Source organism: Bradyrhizobium sp. USDA 10063 (assembly GCF_054063735.1).
Window position 1 is genome coordinate 7,194,805 of the sequence record NZ_JBSSGP010000002.1, and the last position, 22,459, is coordinate 7,217,263.

General features: G+C 64.1%; 17 protein-coding genes and 1 pseudogene. 17 read left to right on the forward strand and 1 reads right to left on the reverse strand.

Annotation, left to right across the window (positions count from 1 at the left end; translation table 11 throughout):
- Positions 1-30: 30 nt before the first annotated feature.
- From ACVJGD_RS35920 to ACVJGD_RS35980, 13 genes are all read left to right on the forward strand, one after another.
- On the forward strand, positions 31-1,833 hold the full coding sequence (locus ACVJGD_RS35920; protein ID WP_456638635.1) for an adenine deaminase: 1,803 nt from the start codon (positions 31-33) through the stop codon (positions 1,831-1,833).
- A gap of 3 nt (positions 1,834-1,836) precedes the next feature.
- A complete protein-coding gene (locus ACVJGD_RS35925; RefSeq protein ID WP_456638636.1) occupies positions 1,837-2,760 on the forward strand; it encodes a LysR family transcriptional regulator in 924 nt (307 codons plus the stop codon).
- Between the two features lie 92 nt (positions 2,761-2,852).
- On the forward strand, positions 2,853-3,353 hold the full coding sequence (locus ACVJGD_RS35930; protein WP_208821197.1) for a thiamine pyrophosphate-binding protein: 501 nt from the start codon (positions 2,853-2,855) through the stop codon (positions 3,351-3,353).
- Positions 3,350-3,958 (forward strand): thiamine pyrophosphate-dependent enzyme, encoded by a 609-nt coding sequence (locus tag ACVJGD_RS35935; protein ID WP_456638637.1) that lies wholly within the window; start codon positions 3,350-3,352, stop codon positions 3,956-3,958. The genes ACVJGD_RS35930 and ACVJGD_RS35935 overlap by 4 nt, the downstream gene beginning before the upstream one ends.
- 214 nt (positions 3,959-4,172) lie before the next feature.
- Entirely contained in the window at positions 4,173-5,732 is a 1,560-nt protein-coding gene (locus ACVJGD_RS35940) for a GMC family oxidoreductase (protein WP_456638638.1), read from the forward strand.
- The gene (locus tag ACVJGD_RS35945; protein WP_456638639.1) at positions 5,729-7,138 is read left to right on the forward strand and encodes an amidohydrolase family protein; all 1,410 of its coding nucleotides are present in this window, start codon (positions 5,729-5,731) and stop codon (positions 7,136-7,138) included. The genes ACVJGD_RS35940 and ACVJGD_RS35945 overlap by 4 nt, the downstream gene beginning before the upstream one ends.
- Positions 7,122-7,988 (forward strand): aromatic ring-hydroxylating dioxygenase subunit alpha, encoded by an 867-nt coding sequence (locus ACVJGD_RS35950; RefSeq protein ID WP_456638640.1) that lies wholly within the window; start codon positions 7,122-7,124, stop codon positions 7,986-7,988. The genes ACVJGD_RS35945 and ACVJGD_RS35950 overlap by 17 nt, the downstream gene beginning before the upstream one ends.
- A 265-nt stretch (positions 7,989-8,253) precedes the next feature.
- On the forward strand, positions 8,254-8,955 hold the full coding sequence (gene minC, locus ACVJGD_RS35955; protein ID WP_456638641.1) for a septum site-determining protein MinC: 702 nt from the start codon (positions 8,254-8,256) through the stop codon (positions 8,953-8,955).
- A 19-nt stretch (positions 8,956-8,974) separates the two neighbouring features.
- Positions 8,975-9,790 carry a septum site-determining protein MinD gene (minD, locus tag ACVJGD_RS35960; protein WP_454617144.1) on the forward strand — a complete coding sequence of 272 codons (816 nt, stop codon included), beginning with the start codon at positions 8,975-8,977 and terminating at the stop codon, positions 9,788-9,790.
- Positions 9,790-10,074, forward strand: coding sequence for a cell division topological specificity factor MinE (gene minE / locus ACVJGD_RS35965; RefSeq protein ID WP_456640483.1), 285 nt, complete (start codon positions 9,790-9,792; stop codon positions 10,072-10,074). The genes minD and minE overlap by 1 nt, the downstream gene beginning before the upstream one ends.
- Positions 10,071-10,376, forward strand: coding sequence for a hypothetical protein (locus ACVJGD_RS35970; RefSeq protein ID WP_456638642.1), 306 nt, complete (start codon positions 10,071-10,073; stop codon positions 10,374-10,376). The genes minE and ACVJGD_RS35970 overlap by 4 nt, the downstream gene beginning before the upstream one ends.
- Before the next feature lie 366 nt (positions 10,377-10,742).
- The gene (locus ACVJGD_RS35975) at positions 10,743-11,207 is read left to right on the forward strand and encodes a (2Fe-2S)-binding protein (protein ID WP_456638643.1); all 465 of its coding nucleotides are present in this window, start codon (positions 10,743-10,745) and stop codon (positions 11,205-11,207) included.
- Positions 11,204-13,444 carry a molybdopterin cofactor-binding domain-containing protein gene (locus ACVJGD_RS35980; RefSeq protein WP_456638644.1) on the forward strand — a complete coding sequence of 747 codons (2,241 nt, stop codon included), beginning with the start codon at positions 11,204-11,206 and terminating at the stop codon, positions 13,442-13,444. Before ACVJGD_RS35975 ends, ACVJGD_RS35980 begins: the two co-directional genes overlap by 4 nt.
- 146 nt (positions 13,445-13,590) lie before the next feature.
- Here ACVJGD_RS35980 and ACVJGD_RS35985 read toward each other — a convergent pair whose 3' ends face one another.
- Positions 13,591-16,098, reverse strand: a complete 2,508-nt coding sequence (locus ACVJGD_RS35985; RefSeq protein WP_456638645.1) for an arylsulfatase — start codon at positions 16,096-16,098, stop codon at positions 13,591-13,593.
- A 322-nt stretch (positions 16,099-16,420) separates the two neighbouring features.
- Here ACVJGD_RS35985 and ACVJGD_RS35990 point away from each other — a divergent pair, with 322 nt between their 5' ends.
- The 4 genes and pseudogenes from ACVJGD_RS35990 (at position 16,421) to ACVJGD_RS36005 (ending at position 22,454) form a co-directional block, all read left to right on the forward strand.
- Complete coding sequence (locus tag ACVJGD_RS35990) at positions 16,421-17,566, forward strand: fructose 1,6-bisphosphatase (protein WP_456638646.1); 1,146 nt, start codon at positions 16,421-16,423, stop codon at positions 17,564-17,566.
- A 92-nt stretch (positions 17,567-17,658) separates the two neighbouring features.
- Entirely contained in the window at positions 17,659-18,846 is a 1,188-nt protein-coding gene (locus ACVJGD_RS35995) for a 6-phosphofructokinase (protein WP_456638647.1), read from the forward strand.
- Between the two features lie 1,221 nt (positions 18,847-20,067).
- Complete coding sequence (locus ACVJGD_RS36000; RefSeq protein ID WP_456638648.1) at positions 20,068-20,643, forward strand: QcrA and Rieske domain-containing protein; 576 nt, start codon at positions 20,068-20,070, stop codon at positions 20,641-20,643.
- Positions 20,644-20,725: 82 nt separating this feature from the next.
- Positions 20,726-22,454: pseudogene (locus ACVJGD_RS36005) on the forward strand (methanol/ethanol family PQQ-dependent dehydrogenase).
- Positions 22,455-22,459: the final 5 nt, after the last annotated feature.

The window sequence follows — 22,459 nt, forward strand, 5'->3', positions numbered from 1 at the left end:
GATCACGCACGCGCAACGTAAGAGGCCGCCATGACCAGGCTTATCCGCTTCGAAGTCCAGCCGCTCCACGCCATGACGCGCCACCTCGCCGACGTTGCCTCAGGGCGTGCAGCGCCCGATCTCGTCATTACCGGCGCGCGCGTGCTTTCGACCTATTCGGAACGGATCATCGATGGCAGGGAGATCTGGATCGCGGGCGGGCGCATCGCCGCGGTGAAGCCGGCCGGCGCACACAAGGCTGCCGGCGGCGATGCCGCGATCAAGGACGTCGCCGGCGGCATCATCGCGCCGGGCCTGGTCGATCCGCACATCCATATCGAATCCTCGATGGTGACGGCCTGCGCCTACGCGGAAGCAGCGCTGCTCAACGGCACCACGACGATCTTCTGCGACAGCCACGAGATCGGCAATGTGATGGACGTCGCCGGCGTCGAGGCGATGCTGGAGGACGCGCGCGAGGCGCCGCTCTCGATCTTCCTGACCGTGCCGAGCACGGTGCCGGCGACCTCGCCAGAACTCGAGACCGCCGGCGGCGATCTCACCGCGGAGAAGATCGCCGGCCTGTTCGACCGCTGGCCGGAGGCGGTGGCGCTCGGCGAAAAGATGGATTTTGTCCCCGTCACGCTCGGCGACGAGCGCAGCCACGCGATCCTTGCGGCGGCGCTGCAGCGCGGACGGCCGGTGTCGGGCCATGTCTATGGCCGCGAATTCGTCGCGGCATACGCGGCGAGTGGCGTCACCGATACCCATGAGGCGATCGACCGCGACATCGCCGACGACTTGCTTGAAGCCGGCATCTGGCTCTTCCTGCGCGGCGGTCCGCCGACCACGCCGTGGCATTCGCTGCCGCAGGCGATCCGCACCATCACCGAGCTCGGAGCGTCGCATAAGCGCGTCGCCGTCTGCACCGACGATCGCGATGCCGACGATCTCCTGCAATTCGGTCTCGACTGGGTGGTGCGGGAAGCGGTCAAGGCCGGCATGTCGCCGGAACAGGCATGGTCGATGGGGTCGCTGCACGGCGCCACGCGCTTTGGCGCAGAAGGCGAGATCGGCGGTCTCGGCGGCGGCCGGCGCGCCGACCTGGTGCTGCTCGACGATTCGCTCAAGCCACACGCCACCTGGTATGGCGGCGAATGCGTGGTTGAGAACGGCAGGATCACGCCATTGCTCGATGCCGCGCTGTCGAAGCGTTACCGCTATCCGCAAGCCGCCTATTCGACGGTGAAATTGCCTGAAGCAGTGAAGCTGACGCCAGCGCTGCCGACCGAGGCCTGCACCGTCAACGCCATCAAGACGGCGCTGCCCGGCATCACCCTGATCCACGATCGCATCGCCATCGAGCCCGCCAATGACTGGCAGCCGCTGTTCGAACGCTACGGCCTCTGCTTCGTCGCGGTGGTGGAACGCCACGGCAAGTCGGCCGGCAACGTCGCCCATGGTCTCCTCAAGGATTTCGGCCTCAAGCACGGCGCCGTGGCATCGAGCGTGGGGCATGACAGCCACAACATCATCATTGCCGGCACGAACGAAGACGACATGCAGGTGGCGCTTGCGGCGATCAGGGATCATCAAGGCGGCGTCTGCGTTGTTGCCGACCGCAAGGTGAAGGCGATGGTGCCGCTGCCGATCGCGGGCCTGCTCTCCGACAGGCGGGTGACCGAGGTCGCAGAAGAAGTGCAGAAATTGAAGGTGGCATGGCGGGAGGCCGGCTGCACCATTCCATACATGGGCTTCAACCTGATCCCGCTGTCGGTGATCCCCGAAATCCGCCTCACCGACAAGGGGTTGGTGCTGGTGCCGGAAATGCGGCTCGCGCCGCTGTTCGAGTAACCGATGGATCCGCACCGGCTCGGCCTGATCTCGACGCGCCTGCATTATTTCCAGCTCGTCGCCCAGCTCGGCTCGATCCGGCAGGCCGCGCGCGTGCTCAATGTCGCGCCGTCCTCGATCAGCCGCGTGATCGGCCAGCTCGAGGACGAACTGCAGACACCATTGTTCGAGCGCATCCGCCAGCGGCTGAAGCTCACCAGCGCCGGCGAAATCCTGCTCTACCGCACGCGCGCCAGCCAGGGCGAGATGACGCGCGCCTACACCGAGATCAACGACCTCCAGGGTCTTCGGCGCGGCACTGTGACCGTGGCTGTCGTCGAGAGCATTGCGCGCGGGCTGCTGCTCGACGTGATGTCGTCGTTCTGGGAGAGCTATCCGGCGATCACCGTCGATATCAAGGTGATGGGATCGGAGCACGCGTTCGACGCGGTGGCCGACGGCGAATGCGACATCGGGATTGCCTTCGACATCAAGACGCCGCGGAATGCGCAGCGGCTCGCCGGCACGGTGCTGAATATGGGCGCGCTGATGCATCCCGCGCATCGTCTCGCCGGCCGTAGTGAGCTCAGATTGTTCGATCTCGCCGGCGAGCGCGTGGTGCTATCGGATGCCAGCCTTTCACTTGGGGCTTCGATCGAAGAGGCGTTGAACGGCTCCTCGATCGATTTCGGGCGGCGGGCGCTGACCAACTCGATCACCGTGATGGCCGACCTCGCGATGCGCGGCAACGGCGTTGCGCTGCAGACGCGGATCGGCGTGCAGCGCGAGATCAGGAGCGGAGCCTTGGTGTTTGTGCCCTTGCGCGATCCCAAATTGCGGCCGCGCAAGCTGGTGCTGCTGTCGCGCGCCAAATCCGGCATGTCGGAAGCGGCCTCGAGCCTCGCCACCATGCTGACGCGGGCGATCGAGGGTCTTTCCGGCGCCTGAGACATGTTGCGCTGGATGCATCAGGCTGGTGAGAAATCAGGGCCTATTCAGAACACCTCATGCTTTGCGAATTTGACCAAAAAGGAATTCGCATGAAGCCATCCGCCGTCGACGCCGTGATCCGCGGCCTGAAGAAAGCAGGCGTCAGCATCGTCTGCTATCTGCCGGACTCTTTGTTCAAGGAACTCTATCCGGCGCTCGATGCCGATCCTGATATCCGCACCATCCGCGTCACCAATGAAGGCGAGGGTGCGGCGATCTGCGGCGGCGTGTTCCTGTCGGGCAAGCGCGCGGCGCTGGTGATGGAGAATTCGGGCCTGCGCGCCTCGGTCGAGCCGCTCGCGCGGATGGGGCTTGGCGCAGGCATTCCCGTGGTGATGCTGATGAGCTATCGCGGCGAGCTCGGCGAGAACAATTGGTGGGCTATCCCGCATGGCATCACCATGGAGCCGGTGCTGAACGCGCTGCGGATTCCCTATCGCATCGTGACGGAAGAGGAGAAGATCGAGCGCGCCATCACTGATGCGTTCAGTTGGTCGTACTCCGCCTATTATCACTCGGCGGTGGCGCTGGGCGGGAGCGTGGTGCGATGAAGCGGTTCGACTGCATGAAGGCGCTGGCGCGCCGGCTCTCCGACGAACTCGTGATCCTCTCGCTCGGCGCCAGCGTCGACGAATGGTACAACGCCGCCCCGCATATGCGCGAGGCGAGCCTGTTCCAGCAGCAGCTCGGCTGTGTCAGCGCGCAGGCTTTTGGCTTGGCCGCTGGCCTGCCGCACCGGCGCATCGTTTCGCTCGATACCGACGGCGGCATGATGTTCAACCTCGGCATTCTCGCCACCATCGGCAACGAGCAGCCGGACAACCTGTTCATCGTGGTCTGGGACAATGAATGCTACCAGTCGATCGGCGGCCCGCCGACGCATACGGCGAGCGGCCGCGTCGATATCGCCGCGATCGCCCGCGGCGCGGGGCTGACGCGCGCCTACATGGCGCGCACGATCGACGAATTCGACGCGCATTGCGCCGAGGGCCTGGCGGCCCAGGAGCCCTATCTGGTCGTCGCAAAAGTCTCCGGCACCGTGCAGCCCGACATCAAGCGCAAGCATAGCGACGGTCGCGAGGACAAATACATCTTCGTCCGCCACGTCGAGCGCACCGAGAACATCGTCATCATGGGCCCGAGCGAGCACAATTAGCGATGACTAGGGTGGACCGACTAGCGCCACGACGACGCTGCGCTCCCTCTCCCGCTTGCGGGGGAGGGCCGGGGTGGGGGTCTCTCCACGATTCAGGCTCTCGCGAGCGGATAGAGCCCTCACCCGGCGCGTGCGCGCCGACCTCTCCCGCAAGCGGGAGAGGTGAAACGAGAGCGCGCAAGCTGAGCCAACCAAATAGCATCGCGGTATCGCCATGACCGCGCCGCGTCCCGCCTATGATTACATCGTGGTCGGCGGCGGATCCGGCGGCGCGGTGGTGGCGCGGCGGCTGGCCGAGCGCTGTGATGCCAGCGTGCTGCTGCTCGAAGCCGGCCCTTCGGATGTCGGCATTGCCGAGATCGAAGACGCCGCGAACTGGACCGCGCTGTTCGGCGGTCCCTACGATTGGGGCTATCGCTACGCGCCGCAGCCGGAATTGAACGGCCGCAGCATCGCGATCCCGCGCGGCCGCGTGCTCGGAGGATCGTCGAGCCTCAACGCGATGCTGTGGTACCGCGGCCATCCCTCCGACTACGACGCCTGGGAAGCCGCGGGCGCGACGGGATGGGATTTCCGTTCCGTGCTGCCCTACTTCAAGCGTGCTGAGGATTGGGAAGGCGGCGCCTCCGACTATCGCGGCGCCGGCGGTCCGCTGCGTATCGAGCGTCCGCGCGATCCGCATCCGATCGCACTCGCAATGCTCGCGGGCGCCGCCGAGCTTGGCATCCCCGTGATCGGCGATCCGAACGGCGCGACCAACGAGGGCGCCAGCCTTGCCAATCTCAACATCTGCGGCGGCAAACGCTGGAACACGGCGCGCGGCTATCTCCGCCCGGTGGCGGATCGGAACAATCTCACCATCCGCACCAATGCGCTCGCGATTGGCCTCACCTTCGAGGGCCGCCGCGCCCGCGCGGTCCGCTCGATCATCGACGGTGCCGTCGTGGAGACGCGCGCGGAATCCGAGATCATCCTGGCACTCGGCGCGATCGACACGCCGCGTCTGCTCTTGATGAGCGGCATCGGGCCCGCGGAGGAATTGGCGCGGCTTGGGGTGCCAGTCGTCGCCGCGCTCGCAGGCGTCGGCGAGAACTTGCAGGACCATCCGCTGCTGATGGGCATGAATTTTCGCGCGAAGGCGCCGCTCGGGCCGGTGCGCGACAATGGCGGCGGCAGCATGATGAACTGGAAGAGTGATGCCGCGCTCGCCGCGCCCGATCTCCATGCTTTCGTGGTGCAAGGCCGCCACGCCGGCGACGAAGTCGCCACGGCTTACGATCTCTCCGGCGATATCTTCGCGATGTCGCCGGGATTGATGCGCTCGGCCAGCGTCGGCCGTCTGCGGCTCGAGAGTGCCGAGCCGGGCGCCGCCATCGATCTGCAGCCGAATTTCCTCGCCGAGCCCGCTGACCTCGAGGCCCTGATCGCCGGCATCGATGCCATCATGGAGCTATCCGCCGCCAACGCCTTCGCCGGCCTCATCGCAGCGCCGGCCGCGCCCGACCGCCTGATGTCGCGCAGCGAAAAGATCGCGTTCATCCGCATGAGCTGCTCGACCTTCTTCCACACCTGCGGCACCTGCGCGATGGGCACAGGCGAGCGCGCCGTGGTCGATCCACAGTTGCGGGTGCGCGGCGTCGAGGGCCTGCGCATCGCGGATGCCTCGGTGATCCCGATCATCCCGTCCTGCAATACCCATGCGCCCGTGACGATGATCGGTGAGCGTGCCGCGGATTTCATCACCGGCATGAAACCTGCAGAGTTGTCGGTATGAGCGCAACCGAGAAAGACAGGATCATCGCCTCCGACTTCGTCCTGACTATGGACGAAGCCAACCGCGTCATCACCAATGGCGCGGTACTGGTGCGGGACGGCCGCATCGCTGCGGTCGGCAAGAGCGATGCGCTCTGTGCCGCCGAGCCCGCGGCCGAGGTGACCTATCTCAGGAATTGCCTGGTCATGCCGGGGCTGGTGAACTGCCACATGCATTCCGGCTTCCTGCGCGGCACGGCCGAGCACCTGCCGGTGTGGGACTGGCTGCGGCTGCACATCAACCCGATGCATCGCGTGCTGCGGCCGCACGAGGCGGAGGCGGCGTCCCATCTCTGCTACGCCGAGAGCGTGCTCTCCGGCACCACCACGACCGTCGACATGTGGCGCTTCATGGATGGCAGCGCGCGGGCGGCGCGCACTATCGGCAACCGTCTCGTTGCGGTGCCCTATGTCGGCGAGCATCCGGACTACAATTATTTCGACACGCTCGACGACAATGAGCGGATGATCGAGAGCTGGCACGGCAAGGATGACGGCCGCATCTCCGTCTGGGTCGGGCTCGAGCATCTCTTCTATTCCGACGAGGCCGCGCAACGCCGCGCGGTCGAGATGGCCAAGCGTCATCGCACCGGTTTCCATACCCATTGCAGCGAGGCTGCCATCGAGGTCGCCGAATTCGAGAAGCGCTACGGCAAGCGGCCGATGTTCGTGCTCGACGAGCTCGGCTTGTTCGAGCCGCGGGCGATGATCGCACATGCGGTCTGGCTCGACGAGTCCGAGATCGCGCTGCTCGCCCGCCGCGGCGTCTCGGTGGCGCACAACCCCGTCAGCAACATGAAGCTCGCCAGCGGCATCGCACCGGTCGAGGCGATGCTGCAGGCCGGTCTCGCCGTCGGCCTCGGCACCGACGGCGAGAAGGAGAACAACAATCTCGACATGTTCGAGGAGATGAAGGCGGCTTCGCTGCTCGGCAAGCTGAAATCGCTCAATGCGGCTGCGCTGGATTCCTGGACCGCGCTGAGGATGGGCACGATCCTTGGTGCCCGCGCCATCGGCCTCGACCATGAGATCGGCTCGCTCGAGATCGGCAAGAGGGCCGACCTGATCGCGGTGCGCACCGACACGCCGCGGATGACGCCGCTGTTCGGCGAAGGCCCCTATTTCAACCTGCAGCACAATCTGGTGCATGCGGTGCGCGGCGGCGATGTCGCGCTGACCATGGTGGATGGCCGGATCGTCGTCGAAGACGGCCGATTGAAGACCGCCGATTTGCGCGCGCTGATCGATCATGTTCACGAGGTGGCGCCGGGATTGTTCGTGCGCCGGGCCGCCTGGCTCGCCGAGCACGTTCACGGTTCGGTGCAGTGGACCGGCGCGGTTGGGGGAGGCGATGGCCAAAACCACTGATCCCGTCGCGCTGAACGAATGGTACGCGATCGAGACGCTGTCCGAGGTGACGGCAGCGCCGCGTCTCACGCGCCTGCTCGGCCAGGATCTGATCGTCGACCGCGACGCCGATGGCGCGCCGCGGGTGCGCGAGGTCGTCGCGGGGATACCGGCCGCGCCGCTGCCGGTCCGCGAGCGCTATGGCTGCCTCTGGACCACGCTCGGCGAGCCGCTGCGCGAGATTTTCGACATCGCTGAGGCCGCGGAGGAAGACCGCCGTTTCGTGATTTGCGGCTGGGTCAAGATCCGCACCTCGGCGCCGCGCGTGATCGAGAATTTCCTCGACATGGCGCATTTCCCTTACGTCCACAACGATATCCTCGGCGCCGAGCCGCACACGGAAGTGCCGGCCTATGAGAGCGAGATCCGCCGCGATGTCGACGAGGTCTGGGCGACCAATTGCCGCTTCTTCCAGCCGCGGATCGCGGTGACGGAATCCTCGGGCGATTTCGTGCAGCTCACCTACCGCGTGCCGTCGCCGTTCACGGTGATGCTCTACCGGGTGTGCCCGTCCGCCCCTTTGCGGCTCGATGCGATCGCGCTGTTCATCCAGCCGATCGAGGAGGAGCTGTGCCGCGCCCAGCCGGTGATGTTCCTGGTCGACGCGCAGTCGGCCTACAACGACATCCTGAAGTTCGAGCAGGTGATCTTTTCGCAGGACCGCATCATCGTCGAGAACCAGCGTCCCCTGCGGCTGCCGCTCGAGCCGCGCGCGGAAATCCCGACCCGCGCCGATGGCTCCTCCGTCGCCTATCGCCGCTGGCTCAAGGAAAAGGGCCTGCGCTACGGCACCATCGCCGGCTCGCGATGAAATTTCGCTCGCAGCCCCGTCGCCCCGGGCGGAGCGAACGCGAAACCCGGGACGTCTGCATTAACCGTGTCCGGTGATCCCGGGCTGGGCTGACGCTCCGCCCGGGCTACGCCACTGATTCGCCGTCCGCCCGCGTCATGCCGTTGCCTTCCGGCCCCGTGACCGGCCTCTTATGCCCTTTTCCGTGAAAATGTACGGGCGTTAACGGATGATTAACCATGGCTACCGATCTTTAACCAATTGAAAAGGAGCTGAGTCGGCCGCGATGGACGCACCTGTGCAGTCAAACCGTCAACTGGTCCGCATGCGGGGCCGATCCTACGTTGCGTTCGTGTTTACCCCTGTCGTTCCGATCATGAACTGGCTTGGGGAAATCGACGCGACGCTCTCCCGTTCGCCCGGATTTTTCGTCGGCAAGCCGGTGGTGCTCGACCTCTCGGCGCTGGACCTCAGCCAGAGCGCCATCGCCCATCTCGTCGCAAACCTCGAGCAGCGCAATATCCGCGTGCTCGGCATCGAGGGCGTCAGCCCCGACCATCTCACCAAGAGCCTGCCGCCGCTGCTCACGGGCGGCCGGCCCTGCGGGCTCCCGCAGTCCGAGCCGCCAAAGCCTCAAGCCAAGCCGGCCAAGCCGAAACAGACATCGCTGCTGCTCGACCAGCCGGTGCGTTCCGGCCAGTCGATCGTCTTCGCCGATGGCGACGTCACCGTGCTGGGTTCGGTCGGCTCGGGCGCCGAAATCGTCGCCGGCGGTTCCATCCACATCTACGGAACGCTGCGCGGCCGGGCGATGGCCGGCATCAACGGCAATTCATCGGCACGTATTTTCTGCCAGAGGATCGAGGCCGAGCTATTGGCCATCGATGGCTACTACCAGACCGCAGAGGACATCGGCGAAAGCCTGCGCAGTCGGCCGGCCCAGGCGTGGCTCGAAGACGATGCCCTCAAAATCACAGCGCTGAATTGATCGCCCAAAGGAGGAGAGAATGGCCAAGGTTTTGGTCGTAACGTCTGGGAAGGGAGGCGTCGGCAAGACGACGTCCACGGCTGCGCTCGGTGCGGCTCTCGCGCAAGCCGGACAAAGCGTCGTCGTGATCGATTTCGATGTCGGCTTGCGCAACCTCGACCTGGTGATGGGCGCGGAACGGCGGGTCGTGTTCGATCTCATCAACGTGGTGCAGGGTGTCGCCAAGCTCTCGCAGGCGCTCATCCGCGACAAGCGCCTGGAGAATCTGTGGCTGATTCCGGCATCGCAGACCCGCGACAAGGACGCGCTGACGGATGAGGGCGTGCGGCGGGTCATCAACGAGCTCAGGACCAAGTTCGACTGGATCCTCTGCGACAGCCCGGCCGGCATCGAGCGCGGCGCGACGCTGGCGATGCGCTATGCGGACGAGGCGGTCATCGTCACCAATCCCGAAGTCTCCTCGGTGCGCGATTCCGACCGCATCATCGGCATGCTGGATTCCAAGACCGCCAAGGCGGAGCGGGGCGAGCGGGTCGAGAAGCACCTCCTGGTCACCCGATACGACGCCTCGCGCGCCTCGCGCGGCGAGATGCTCTCGATCGACGACATCCTGGAAATCCTCGCGACGCCGCTGCTCGGCATCATCCCCGAGAGCCAGGACGTGCTGCGCGCATCCAACGTCGGTTGCCCGGTGACGCTGAACAACACCACCAGCGCGCCGTCCCGCGCCTATATGGACGCGGTGCGCCGCCTGATGGGCGAGACGGTGCCGATGACGGTGCCGGTTGAACGCAAGGGACTGATGAACAGGCTGTTACGACGGAGGGCGGCATGATGAATCTCCTGCGGCTTATCGGCGGCCGCTCCGGCTCCGCGCCGGTCGCGCGGGAACGGCTGCAGATCCTGCTCGCGCATGAACGCGGGGTAGGCGGCAGCGGCGCCCCCGAACTGTTGGAACTGCTGCGGTCCGAAATCCTCGCCGTGGTTTCCAAGCATGTCGATCTCGATCCGGAGAAAGTCGTGGTCAAGATGGATCGGGGCAAATTCGTCTCGATGCTCGAGGTCGACATCGAAGTGCCCAATGCTCTGCAACGATCCAAGCTGGTGGCTGCGACATGACGGCAGACAGTGATAGCCATATCGCCTGGCAACGGGCGCAGGTCCGCAAGAATCGCGCTGCGCTCAAGGAATTGGAAATCGCCCGGTTCGGAGGCGCGCCTATCCCGACCTTCAACCGGAAAACCGAGCAAGCGATCAGCGAGCTGAAGCGGAAGATCATGGAAGCGGAGCGCTGCATCGCCGATCACGAGCGGCGAACCAAGCGGCCGCTGGCCACCGACCAGCGAAGCCTCGCCAGCGTCTCTTGGAGCCACTGGGACGCCAACGTCGAGGGCGCCCCGCCGCAGCGCCGCCGCGCCTGACCGAAATTAGGTTTGCATTCTATCCACGCTGAAGCTGCGCCCCCTCTCCCGCTTGCGGGAGAGGTTGGGGTGAGGGTGCTTCCACGATCGGATTGCCTCGAGTGGAGAGAGCCCCCACCCGGCGCTGACGCGCCGACCTCCCCCGCAAGCGGGAGAGGTGAAATGAACTCGCCACTCCAGCATGCGGCGTGATGCCGCGCGACGCCCACACGCGTGTGTGAACTCCCCGCGAACCGCTATGACAGGGCCAAGCCTTTGTCGTAGGCTGCCGCTACTCTGACGTGATCGGCAGAGAGAAGAGAATGGCAGAGAAGAAAATGTGCGTGCGCGATCCGGAATCGCCATCGCACAGGTTCTGGAGGTCGCATGCGGCTCATCGTCAACGGCAGGACGCATGAGGTTGACGTCGAAGACGAGATGCCCCTGCTGTGGGTCTTGCGCGACGTGCTCGGCGTCACCGGTCCCAAATATGGCTGCGGCATCGCCTCGTGTGGCGCCTGCACGGTGCATGTCGGTGGCGAGCCGGTGCGTTCCTGCTCGGTGCCGGTCGGCGATGTCAAAGCCGATGTCACCACGATCGAAGGATTGGGCACGCCGACGGCGCTGCACGCGGTGCAGCGGGCCTGGGTCGAGCACCAGGTCGCGCAATGCGGCTATTGCCAGTCCGGCCAGATCATGTCGGCCGCCGCGCTGCTCGGCGCCAACGGCAATCCGAGCGAAGACGATATCGATGAGGCGATGTCCGGCAACCTGTGCCGCTGCGGCACCTATCCGCGCATCCGCGCCGCGATCAGGGCTGCGGCGCGTGAGCTCAAGGGCCGCCCGACATGAGCAAGCTCGGCACCATCGCGCGGCGCACCTTCCTGATCGGCGCGGCTGCGATCGCAGGTGGCGTCGCGTTCGGCGTCTATGCCTATAAGCGCGAGCCGATCAATCCGCTGTTGAAGGACCTCGGCGATGGGCAGGCGGCGCTGACGCCTTACGTGCGCATCGACCAGACCGGCGTCACCATCATCACGCCGCGCGCCGATCTCGGACAGGGTGTCGCCTCGATGCTTGCGGCGCTGGTGGCCGAGGAGCTCGATATCGCCTGGAATGACATCAGGATCGATTTCGGGCCGCCGAGCAGCGCTTACTATAATGGCATCGCGGCCGCCGAAGGCCTTCCCGTTCCGGCAACCGATACCAGCTTCAAGGCGCGCTCGGCGCGCGTCGTGGGCGATGCGGTGAGCAAGTTTTTGGGGCTGCAGATCACCGGCGGATCGTCCTCGGTCGCCGATGCCTATGAGAAGATGCGCATTGCCGGCGCGGCGGCCCGCGAAGTCCTGTTGCAGGCTGCGGCGAGGCGGACCGGAATTCCAAAGCATCAGTTGAAGACCAGGGACGGCAACGTGATCACGCCACGCGGCGAGGCGCTGAGCTACGCGTCGCTGGCGACGGATGCCGCCAAGATCGAACCGCCGCAAAAGGTGCGGCTCAAGCCGGAGACGGAATGGCGCTATCTCGGCAAGCCGATGCAGCGCATCGACATCCTCGCAAAGTCCACGGGCACTGCGACCTTCGGCATCGATATCAGAATGCCCGGCATGGTCTATGCGACGGTCCGCGCCAATCCCGCCACCGGCGGCGGCATCAAGGGATACGAGGCGAGCGCTGCAGAAAAGGCGCGGGGTGTCATCGCCGTCGTGCCGATCACCGGCGGGGTCGGCGTGATCGCCGACAACACCTGGCGCGCCTTCAAGGCGGCGGAGCTGATCAAATGCGATTGGGGCCCGGCGCCTTATCCGCCATCCAGTGCGGCGATGTTCGAAACGGTGGCGGCCTCCTTCACTGGCGAGCGGCAGGATAGTCGCCTCAAGGATGAGGGCGATATCGAGACGGCGCTGCAGGGCGCTGGCGTGATCGAGGCCGAATACAAGGTGCCGTATCTCGCGCATGCGCCGCTCGAGCCGATGAACGCCGTGGTCCAGCTCAAGGACGGACGGCTCGATATCTGGACTGCCACGCAGATTCCGCTGTTCGTGGTGGCGACGGCGGCCGAGGTCAGCGGGTTTAAGCCGGAGAACGTCCACCTCCATTCGCTGATGTCAGGCGGCAGCTTCGGCCGGCGCCTCGAGGATGACTATGTCCGTCAGGCGGTTGAGCTCGCAAAGGCGCATCCCGGGCATCCGATCAAGATGACCTGGACGCGCGAAGAGGACATGACCCACGACTTCCCGCGTCCGCTCGGCATGGCGCGCATGCGCGGCGCGGTGAGGGATGGGAAGGTCGAAGCCTATGACCTGAAGGTCGCCTGTCCTTCGGTGACAGCCTCGCAGATCGGCCGGCTGCATATGCCGACCTTCGGGCCGGATATCGCGATCGTGGCGGGCGCCTGGGATCAGCCGTTCCGGATTCCACACTATCGCGTCACCGGCTATCGCGTGCCGGAACTGGTGCCGGTGAGCTCCTGGCGCTCGGTCGGCGCGTCGGCAAACGGTTTCCTGCACGATGGCTTCCTCGATGAGTTGATCCACGCGGCGGGCGCCGATCCGCTGCAGGAATTGATCCGGCTGTGCTGGCACGAGCCGTCGCGCAAGGTGCTGGAAACTGTCGGCGAGATGTCGAAATGGGGCAGCGATCCCGGCAAGGATCGCGGCCGCGGCATCGCGTTCACGCTGTCATTCGGCGTGCCGGTGGCCGAGGTCGTGGAGGTCTCGAACACGCCGCGCGGCATCAGGATCGACAAGGTGTTCGTCGCCGCCGATGTCGGCAAGGTGCTCGATCCCCTGAATTTCGAGAACCAGGTTCAGGGCGCCGTGATCTGGGGTTTGGGCCACGCCGTCAATTGCGAACTGACCTTCAAGGACGGCGTTGCCGAGCAGACCAACTTCCACGCCTATCAAGGCTTGCGTCTCAATCAGGCGCCGGCGATCGAAGTGCGCGCCGTCGACAACGGCAGCCCGATCCGCGGCATCGGCGAGCCCCCGGTTCCTCCCGCCGCGCCAGCACTTGCCAACGCCATCTTCGCCACCACCGGCAAGCGCATCCGCGAGTTGCCGCTGAACAAGCACATCGATTTTGTTTAGGCGCCCCTCCCGTCGTTCGGGAGCGCGACCAAGTCACCACTTTCTCCGTCATTCCGGGGCGTGACGAAGTCGCGAGCCCGAAATCCATCGGGCCGCAGGCGCAGGTGGTGCAGGCGCGCCCCGAGAGAGCGCGGCCTGCATGTCCATCAATCGGCCTTGGCCTTCTCTCGCATCGCCGCCTGCAGGGTCTTGATGTCTGCGGGCGAGAGTTGGGGGCGGTCGACCTTGATCGTCAGCTTGTTGAGCTTGGCCGTCAGCGGGAACGGCGGCTTGTAGTCGGCATCGTTCACGCCGGTGAGCGTGTCGGATCCGATGTCGAAGCTCTCGTCCCACTGCAGAATCATCGGCAACGTCTTCGCCATCCGCTTCGTCGCGACCTCCTTGCCATCGACCTTCAGCGTGCCGGTGCCCGACTGTGCAAGACCGCTGAAGTTGTTGTACGCGAGTGTGCCGATGCCGACGCCATCATACTTGAAGTCGAACTCGACCGTATGCCGGCCCGGCGACAGCGCATCCGGCCCTTCCCACTTGATGCGTTCCAGGTCGACCAGGTTCCACAGGAACACGGGCTTGCCCTGCAGCAGGTAGAAGCCGTAGCCGGCGAAGCGCCCGCCAGAGGTCAGCATCGTGCCCTCGGCGCCGCCCTGCGGCACGTCGATGTCGGCGGTGATCGTGTAGGACGTGTTGAGCAGCAGCGGCGAATCTCCCTGCGGCAATCCCGTCATCGGCCGCGTGTACACGAACTCCTTGCGGCCGGCGGTGATGTTCGGGCGCGGTGCGATGATGCGCGCCGCGACCGATGCGTCCAGCGGGAAGACCTGGTGCTTCCTGGCCTCGGCGATGAACATCTCCTTCATCTCCTTGACCTTCTGCGGGTTCGTGGCCGCGATGTCGTCGGACTGGCTGAAGTCCTTGCTCAGGTCATAGAGCTGCAGGACCTGGTTGTTCAACGGATCCGGGTTGGCCGGGCCGTACGCCTGCCAGGGCGCGCGGTTGACTTTGGTGCTCATTATCCAGCCGTCGTGGTAGAGCGCCCACTGGCCCATCATCTCGAAGTACTGCGTCTGGTGGCGCGACGGCACCTTGGCGTTCGGCCCATCGAACGTATAGGCGAAACTCGTGCCCTCGATCGGCGCCTGCTTGATGCCATCCACATAGTCCGGGGCCTGAATGCCGGCGGCCTCGAGGATCGTCGGCACGACGTCGATGATGTGCACGAACTGCTCGCGCAATGCGCCTTTTTCCTTGATGCGGGCCGGCCACGACACCACCATGTTCTGGTTGGTGCCGCCGAGCCTCGATGCGTTCTGCTTGAACCAGTCGAACGGCGTGTCGAACGCCCATGACCAACCCGCCGACATGTGGTTGTACGTCTGCTCGGTGCCCCAGACGTCGTAGAACTTCATCTGCACGTCGACGGGCACACTGATGCCGTTGAAGAACGCGACCTCGTTCGGCGTACCCAGCGGCCCGCCTTCCGCGCTGGTGCCGTTGTCGCCGTTGATGTAGATGATCAGCGTGTTGTCGAGCTTGCCCAGGTCCTCGAACGCCTGAATCACGCGGCCGATCTCGTGGTCGCTGTAGGCGGCGTAGGCGGCAAAGACCTCGACCTGCCTGATGAATAGTTTCTTCTCCTCCGCGCTGAGCTGGTCCCACGGCTTCAGCACCTCGTTGGGCCACGGTGTCAGCTTCGTGTCCGTCGGGATCACGCCAAGTCGCTTCTGGTTCTCGAAGATGCGCTCACGCAGCTTGTTGTAACCGTCGTCGAACAGGTGCATCGCGCTGATCTTGTCCACCCACTCCTTGGTCGGGTGATGAGGCGCATGCGTGGCGCCAGGCGCGTATTTGATGAAGATCGGCTTCGACGGATCGGTCTGGTGCATCCGCGTCATCCAGTCGATGGCGTCGTCAGCCATGGCGGTGATGAGGTTCCAGGTGCCCGGCGGCTTGCCCAGGAACGGATAGATCTGCGTCGTATTGCGGAAGAGATTGGGCTCCCACTGGTTCGCGTCGCCGCCGACGAAGCCGTAGAAGTACTCGAAGCCCATCCCGGTCGGCCACTGGTCGAACGGGCCGACCTGGCTCGCGGCGAAGGCCGGCGTGTTATGGTCCTTGCCGAACCATGACGTCGCGTAGCCGTTGTCGAGCAGGATTCGGCCGATCGTCGCCTTGTCCTTGTTGATGATGCTGTTATAGCCCGGGAAGCCGGTCGACTGCTCCGAGATCACGCCGAAGCCGGCCGAATGGTGATTGCGCCCGGTGATCAGCGCGGCGCGGGTCGGCGAGCACAGCGCGGTGGAGAAGACGCGATTGTAGCGCAGGCCCTCATTGGCAATGCGGTCCATCGTCGGGGTCGGGATGACACCGCCGAAGGTGCTCGGCACGCCGAAGCCGGCGTCATCCGTGATGATCAGCAATACGTTCGGCGCGCCGTGCGGCGGGACAATGCGCGGCGCCCACCACGGCTTCGATTGCAGCGCGTCGTCCTTGATCACGCCACCGAACTTCGGGTCGGGCGGCGGAAGTTGCTTGCCGTCGATCGTGGTCGTGGCGCTGGGCGAACCCACGGCGCCAGTCGTCTGCTGCGCCATTGAGGGCGCAATCGTGAGCACGGTCAACGTAATAGCGGAGAACAACAGTGCCGACATTTTCATGACTGATCCTCCCCTGGGTGTCTGCCATGGGCCAAAGCACACATTGGGCGCATGGAAATGGGCTCCGGACAGCTTGATATTGACGTAAATCAAGGGCGGTGAGCGCCAGTAGCGGACTCGTGCAGCGCAGCAAATGGTGACGCATGATCCTGAGAGAAAACTCCACATGATCCCGACAACCAGGATGAAATCCTGGCAACCGGATGAACGGGATGCGTGGAACCTATCGGAGCGACGGACGTTTCTTGTCCACAAATGAGCAGCGCCGGGCCCGGCGCAGCAAGCGCCGAGGCGCTGAGCTGCGCGCGTGGGAGAAATGCTCATGAGAGTCACTCTTTCAGTCATCAAAGCTGACGTTGGCTCCGTTGGCGGGCATACGAAACCGTCTTCACGCATGATGGCAACTGTCGAGGGCGAGGTCGCGAAGGCGATCTGCAATGGCCTGCTGATCGACGGTTTCATCTGCCACACCGGCGACGACATCGCGATCGTCATGACCCACACGCGGGGCGAAGGCAGCTCCGAGGTCCATCAGTTCGCCTGGAAGACGTTTCTCGCGGCCACTTCAGTCGCGAAAATCTCCGGGCTCTATGGCGCCGGCCAGGATCTTCTTGTCGACGCGCCTTCCGGAAACGTCCGCGGCGCCGGCCCGGCCGTCGCCGAGCTCAGCTTCGAACACAGTCTTTCGGGCGTGAGGCCCGCGGAGTCCTTCATGGTGTTCGCCGCCGACAAATGCGGTCCGGGCGCCTACAACCTGCCGCTCTATCTCGCCTTTGCCGATCCCATGTATTGCGCCGGGCTGATGCTGCCCCCGATGATCAAGGGATTCCGTTTCCATATCATCGACATGGACAATACGGCTGGCGACAGCGTGATCGAGCTCGACGCACCCGCGGACGGCTACCACATTGCCGCGCTGCTCCGCGACAACGAGCGCTTCGGCATTGATCGCATCGTTTCTCGAACACATGGCGAGGTCGCCGTCGCTATTTCGGCGCAGCGCCTTCACTCGATCGCAGGCAAATACACCGGCAAGGATGATCCGGTCGCGATCGTCAGGAACCAGGGGATTTTCCCGGCGCCAGAAGAAATCGTCTCGCCGTTCGCCAAGGCACACTTCGTCGGCGGCGATGCGCGCGGCTCGCACGTGATGCCGCTCATGCCCGTGCCACTTAACACACCGGTGACAGGCATGTACTGTCTGCCGATCGTTTCTTGCGTCGGCTTTTCGATCGACAGAGACGGCCGGTTCTCGGAGTCCTATACCGATTTCTTCGACAACCCGGCGTGGGACGAGGTCCGCCGCCGCGCTCAGAGCAAGGCGATCGATATGCGCAGCCAGGGTTGGTCTGGTGCCGCGATGCTGCCCTATTCCGAGCTGGAGTACGGCGGCTTCCGCGACACCGTGTCCGCGCTGCTGCAGCGTTTTCGGCTGCGTGAGGAGTGCAAGCCGAAAGCGGCCGAGTAGTGACCGTCTGCAATCAGAAGCCGGAGTTGCTTCGCCCCTGCATTTGATCGACAGATGCAGACGCTGCGACGTGCCAATCCCAGGGAGGTGGTATGGCAAAAAAACGCATCGGCATTCTCACGGGTGGTGGCGACGTTCCCGGTCTCAACGCAGTCATCAAAAGCGTGACATATCGCGGCAGTGAGGACGACATCGAGGTCGTCGGTCTCCGCCGCGGTTGGGAAGCTCTCACGCACGTGAACCTCGACGACCTCTCCAGCAGGTCCCACTACATCATCCCGCTGAACCGTGAAAACACGCGCATCATCGACCGGCGTGGCGGCACGGTGCTGCACTCAAGTCGCACCAATCCGTCCAAGATGAAAAAGCTGCCTGATCATCTCCTCGGCGAGGACCTTCCGGTCTCCCTGAACAGCAAGGACGGCACAGCAACCAGGACGTGGGACCTCACTAGCCACGTGCTGGCGAACCTCGCGGGGCTCGGCATCGAACACCTGATTGCCATCGGCGGCGACGACACGCTCAGTTACGCGGCCAGGCTCAATGACCTCGGCGTCAAGATCATCGCGATCCCGAAGACGATGGACAACGACGTTCGCAACACCGAGTACTGCATCGGCTTCTCGACCGCGATCACCCGCGCCAGCGACGCCATCCAGCGGCAGCGCACCACGGTCGGCTCGCACGAGCGAATCGGCATTTTCCGTGTCTTTGGCCGCGATGCCGGATTTACGGCGCTCTTCACCGCGTACGCCACTTCGATACGGTGCGTGATACCGGAGTACAAGGTCGATCTCGACAAGCTGATCCAGTTGCTCCTTGAGGAGAAGCGCGCCAACCCAAGCAACTATGCGCTGGTCGTCCTCAGCGAGGGCGCCGCTTGGCAGGGCTATCAGGTGCAGGAATACGGCGAGCCTGACGCCTACGGCCATCGCAAGAAGGCGAGCGTGGCCGAATCGCTTGCCGACGAGATCAAGCGGCGTGTCGGCGAGGAGACGATCACTTCCGACCTTACCTACGACCTGCGATCGGGCGATCCGGACTTCATGGACAAGCTTGTGGCGCTGACTTTCGGTAACATGGCCTACGATGCCATTCTGGAAGGCAAGTCCGGCCTCATGTCGGCGCTGGTGGAGGGGCGCTACGACCTGGTGCCCATCCCCGACGCCAAGCTCGGTCCGCGCAAGCTGGACGTCGCCAGCACGTACAACACGGAGCGCTATCGTCCCATCTACGCCAACAAGCGCGGGCTGCCGATCTTTCTCAACCGTGCGTCATAGGTGGCAGGTGGAAACCCAGTCGCAAGCATGGTTGGCTGCTAAAAGTGCATCACCGTGGCACCATCGCGAAACTTGATAAGTCTCTCGTCGAAGCAGCTTGCTTTGAGAGCCTGAGGCCACACCGCGGCGCTATTTTCAGAACTGGGCCGGTTGAGCGGGTGGACTGGGCCAATCCGATCGCAGGTTGTTCGGGTTATTCCTATCGAATAAGTCCTGCCCTATAAGGCCGCTCGGGCGGGCATCAATTGATGGGGGCATTCTGCGAGCGTCACGACTTGGCGCGACGATGACGCCGGGCCGAACGACACAATTGGCGGGATAGCCAACGTATTGGCAGTAAGTTACGGCACTCGCGCTTCCATTGCATCCAGCCAAGAACCCAATAATGAGCGACGCCAACAAGGCGATTGATCGCGTCATTTCTTGCCTCCCGTAGCTGATCCACGAAAAAGAAGATCATAGATGAAGCCGTAGTGGTAGTCGAAGCCCCTGATGGGTCCGGTTGACCTGTGGTCCTACCCCCGTGCTTTTTTGTTGCACGGGGCCCATGGGTGCAACCGGCACCCGGCTTTCCCTGCGCCCTCTATTCAATGAGAGGGCGAGACGAGCGCAAACCTCGGGCCATCCATGCCGCGAGAACGCGAACTCACATCCCGTCCGCTGTTTGAAATTTGAATCGCGATCTTTCCCCCACGTCGTCCCGGGCTTGCGCGCCGCGGCGAAGCCCCTTGGCGTAGCCGGGACCCGGGACCCATAACCACAGGGTTCAGTGATGTGCTCTGCTGCAACCGCTTGCTCGCGCCACAACAACTCCCAGTGGTTATAGGTCCCGTCTTTCGACGGGACGACGCCGTGACATCCGCCTTTGCCTTTTCGCTCGCATCACGCGAACTGCATCGCGCACGTGAGCGAAGATGTGTTAGCGGGCTACTACTGTTGCCGCTGTCGCCTGCATCCGCATCGCACACGTTTCTTGGCGCGCCGCACAAATTCAGCAGCGTCCAACCTGATCCGCAAAATCATCATGACGCTGCGGCGCTCGCGCGTGATGTGATGAGAGTTTGAGCATCGCGGCTGTTGCCAACAACGAACGGCAAGAGAAGAATGACTCGCTTCGATGGAGTCGTTGATTGCCTTCTTTTCGGCAGAGTTCCGGCGCTCATTTGCACCGGGTCTGAATTCAAGCTCGGTGTTACACCTCAACCGAAGATGGAACTCGAGATGCATCATCCAGACCAAACACGTCGTTCGCTTCTGAAGGTTCTCGCCTCTGGCGCCTGCGTTGCGGCCACCGGGCCTGCTGCGGCGCAAGAGGATCAACCCGGCAGCAGCGATCGGCCGAAGAAGGGGGATCTGCTGGTTCTCTCCGAAGGAGAACGCGCCGGCGAAGTCATCAAGTCCGATGACCTCAAGCTTGACGGACCGCCGGTTCGCGCCTGGCCGAAGGATCCCGGAACGTCTGTGGTCCGCAAAGGTTCGCGTTTGAATGAAGTTCTCGTCATCAAGCTAAGTCCCGATGAACTCGATGACGACACGCGCGCGCGTTCGGCCGACGGCATCGTTGCCTATTCGGTGATCTGCGCGCATGCCGGATGTCCTACCACCGGATGGGTGAAGTCGGCCGAAGGCGATCAGAAGGTCCTCAAATGCTTTTGCCACAATTCCGAATATGACCCGCGGCACGGCGCGGAAGTCGTGTTCGGGCCGGCGACCCGTCGCCTGGCGGCGCTTCCGTTGGCTCTCACTGACGGTTCGCTCACCGTGTCTGCGGCGTTCGTAGGAAAGGTAGGTGCCTGAGGCAAAGGACAAAGCAACATGGTCAAATTGGGTAAATGCAACTAAAAGTTGTGATAAGAACAAAGCAGGGAGGTAGCATCTAATGACCACGAAACAATGGCTTTTATCGAGTGCAGCGGCGTTGGCGTGCCTTGTCTCAACCGCCGCGGTCGCCGGTCCGATCGAGAATTACAGCCCGGTGACGTCGCAGCGTCTGGAAAATCCGGAACCGAGCAACTGGATGCTGTATCGGCGGACCTATGACGGGCAGGGCTATAGCCCGCTGGAGCAGATCAACACCTCGAACGTCAAGAACCTGACGCCGGTATGGACCTTCTCCACCGGCGTGATCGAAGGCCACGAGGCGCCGCCGATCGTCAACAACGGCGTGATGTTCGTTGCGACCCCGATGGGACAGGTGATCGCGCTCAACGCCAAGACCGGCGACGAATATTGGCGCTACAAGCGGCAGCTTCCCGAGGACCTGTTCCAGTTGCATCCGACCAGCCGCGGCGTCGGCCTGTGGCAGGACAAGCTCTATCTTGCGACGACGGATGACCATGTGGTCGCGCTCGACGCCAAGACCGGCAAGGTGGTCTGGGATACGAAGGTGCAGGACTACAAGAAGGGCCAGTACATGACGCTGATGCCGCTGGTCGTCGACGGCAAGGTCATCGTCGGCGGTTCCGGTGGCGAATTCGGCGTGCGCGGCTACGTCGCTGCGTATGACGCCAACAGCGGCAAGGAGCTGTGGCGCACCTTCACCATTCCAGCGCCCGGCGAGCCCGGCGCCGAGACATGGAGTGGCGACGACTGGAAGACCGGCGGTGGATCGGCCTGGATGACCGGCAATTACGACAAGGAAACCAAGACGGTCTATTGGGGCGTCGGCAACGCCGCGCCATGGCCCGGCTCGGCGCATCCCGGCGACAATCTCTACACCAGCTCGGTGCTGGCGCTCGATCCGGACACCGGCAAGATCAAGACGCACTTCCAGTATCACCAGAACGATTCCTGGGACTGGGACGAGGTCGAGGCGCCGATCCTGGTCAACCTGGAACGGGAAGGCCGTCCGTTCAAGGCGCTGATGCATCCCGGACGCGATGCGATCTTCTGGATCCTGGAAGCCAAGCCTGACCGGATCAACTACGTCACCGGCTGGCCGTTCGTGTACACCAATGTCTGGAAGGGCATCGAGAAGGAGACCGGCAGGCCGATCGTCGATCCCGAGCACAAGCCGGTGCTCGGCAAGCGGATCGAATTCTGTCCGTCGCTGTGGGGCGGCAAGGATTGGCCGTCGGCTGCCTATAGCCAGAAGACCAAGCTCGTCTACGTTCCCGCCAACGAGAATTTCTGCGGCGGCTTCTCCGGCGAGAAAACACCGCTGGTTCCCGGCCAGCTCTGGCTCGGCACCAAGCCTGAGGATATCGGCCTGACGGTGCGCCCGGGCGCCACTCACATGGGCGAGTTGCAGGCCTGGGATCCGGCCACCGGCAAGAAGGTCTGGTCGCACAACTTCCCGAAGTCGCAACTGTTCGGTTCGGTGCTCGCGACCGCGGGCGATCTGGTCTTTGTCGGCGGCACCAACGATCGCAACTTCCGCGCCTTCGATGCCAAGAGCGGCCAACTGTTGTGGGAGCAGAAGACCAATTCCGGCATCATGGGCATGCCGGTCTCCTTATGAGATCGACGGCACGCAATATATCGCGATCCAGTCGGGTTGGGGCGTCGATGCGCAACGCATCCAGGACGGCCTGGTCACCCAGAATGTCGGCGTGGAGAACAACGTGCCCCAGGGCGGCGTCGTCTGGGTGTTCGCGGTCAAGAAATAGCGGCC

Coding starts and splice junctions, on each gene's coding strand:
- ACVJGD_RS35990 (WP_456638646.1), top strand. CDS start 16,421: ATGAGAGTCACTCTTTCAGTCATCAAAGCTGACGTTGGCTCCGTTGGC.
- ACVJGD_RS35975 (WP_456638643.1), top strand. CDS start 10,743: ATGCGGCTCATCGTCAACGGCAGGACGCATGAGGTTGACGTCGAAGAC.
- ACVJGD_RS36000 (WP_456638648.1), top strand. CDS start 20,068: ATGCATCATCCAGACCAAACACGTCGTTCGCTTCTGAAGGTTCTCGCC.
- ACVJGD_RS35920 (WP_456638635.1), top strand. CDS start 31: ATGACCAGGCTTATCCGCTTCGAAGTCCAGCCGCTCCACGCCATGACG.
- ACVJGD_RS35925 (WP_456638636.1), top strand. CDS start 1,837: ATGGATCCGCACCGGCTCGGCCTGATCTCGACGCGCCTGCATTATTTC.
- minD (WP_454617144.1), top strand. CDS start 8,975: ATGGCCAAGGTTTTGGTCGTAACGTCTGGGAAGGGAGGCGTCGGCAAG.
- ACVJGD_RS35930 (WP_208821197.1), top strand. CDS start 2,853: ATGAAGCCATCCGCCGTCGACGCCGTGATCCGCGGCCTGAAGAAAGCA.
- ACVJGD_RS35985 (WP_456638645.1), bottom strand. CDS start 16,098: ATGAAAATGTCGGCACTGTTGTTCTCCGCTATTACGTTGACCGTGCTC.
- minC (WP_456638641.1), top strand. CDS start 8,254: ATGGACGCACCTGTGCAGTCAAACCGTCAACTGGTCCGCATGCGGGGC.
- ACVJGD_RS35980 (WP_456638644.1), top strand. CDS start 11,204: ATGAGCAAGCTCGGCACCATCGCGCGGCGCACCTTCCTGATCGGCGCG.
- ACVJGD_RS35995 (WP_456638647.1), top strand. CDS start 17,659: ATGGCAAAAAAACGCATCGGCATTCTCACGGGTGGTGGCGACGTTCCC.
- ACVJGD_RS35935 (WP_456638637.1), top strand. CDS start 3,350: ATGAAGCGGTTCGACTGCATGAAGGCGCTGGCGCGCCGGCTCTCCGAC.
- ACVJGD_RS35950 (WP_456638640.1), top strand. CDS start 7,122: ATGGCCAAAACCACTGATCCCGTCGCGCTGAACGAATGGTACGCGATC.
- minE (WP_456640483.1), top strand. CDS start 9,790: ATGAATCTCCTGCGGCTTATCGGCGGCCGCTCCGGCTCCGCGCCGGTC.
- ACVJGD_RS35970 (WP_456638642.1), top strand. CDS start 10,071: ATGACGGCAGACAGTGATAGCCATATCGCCTGGCAACGGGCGCAGGTC.
- ACVJGD_RS35945 (WP_456638639.1), top strand. CDS start 5,729: ATGAGCGCAACCGAGAAAGACAGGATCATCGCCTCCGACTTCGTCCTG.
- ACVJGD_RS35940 (WP_456638638.1), top strand. CDS start 4,173: ATGACCGCGCCGCGTCCCGCCTATGATTACATCGTGGTCGGCGGCGGA.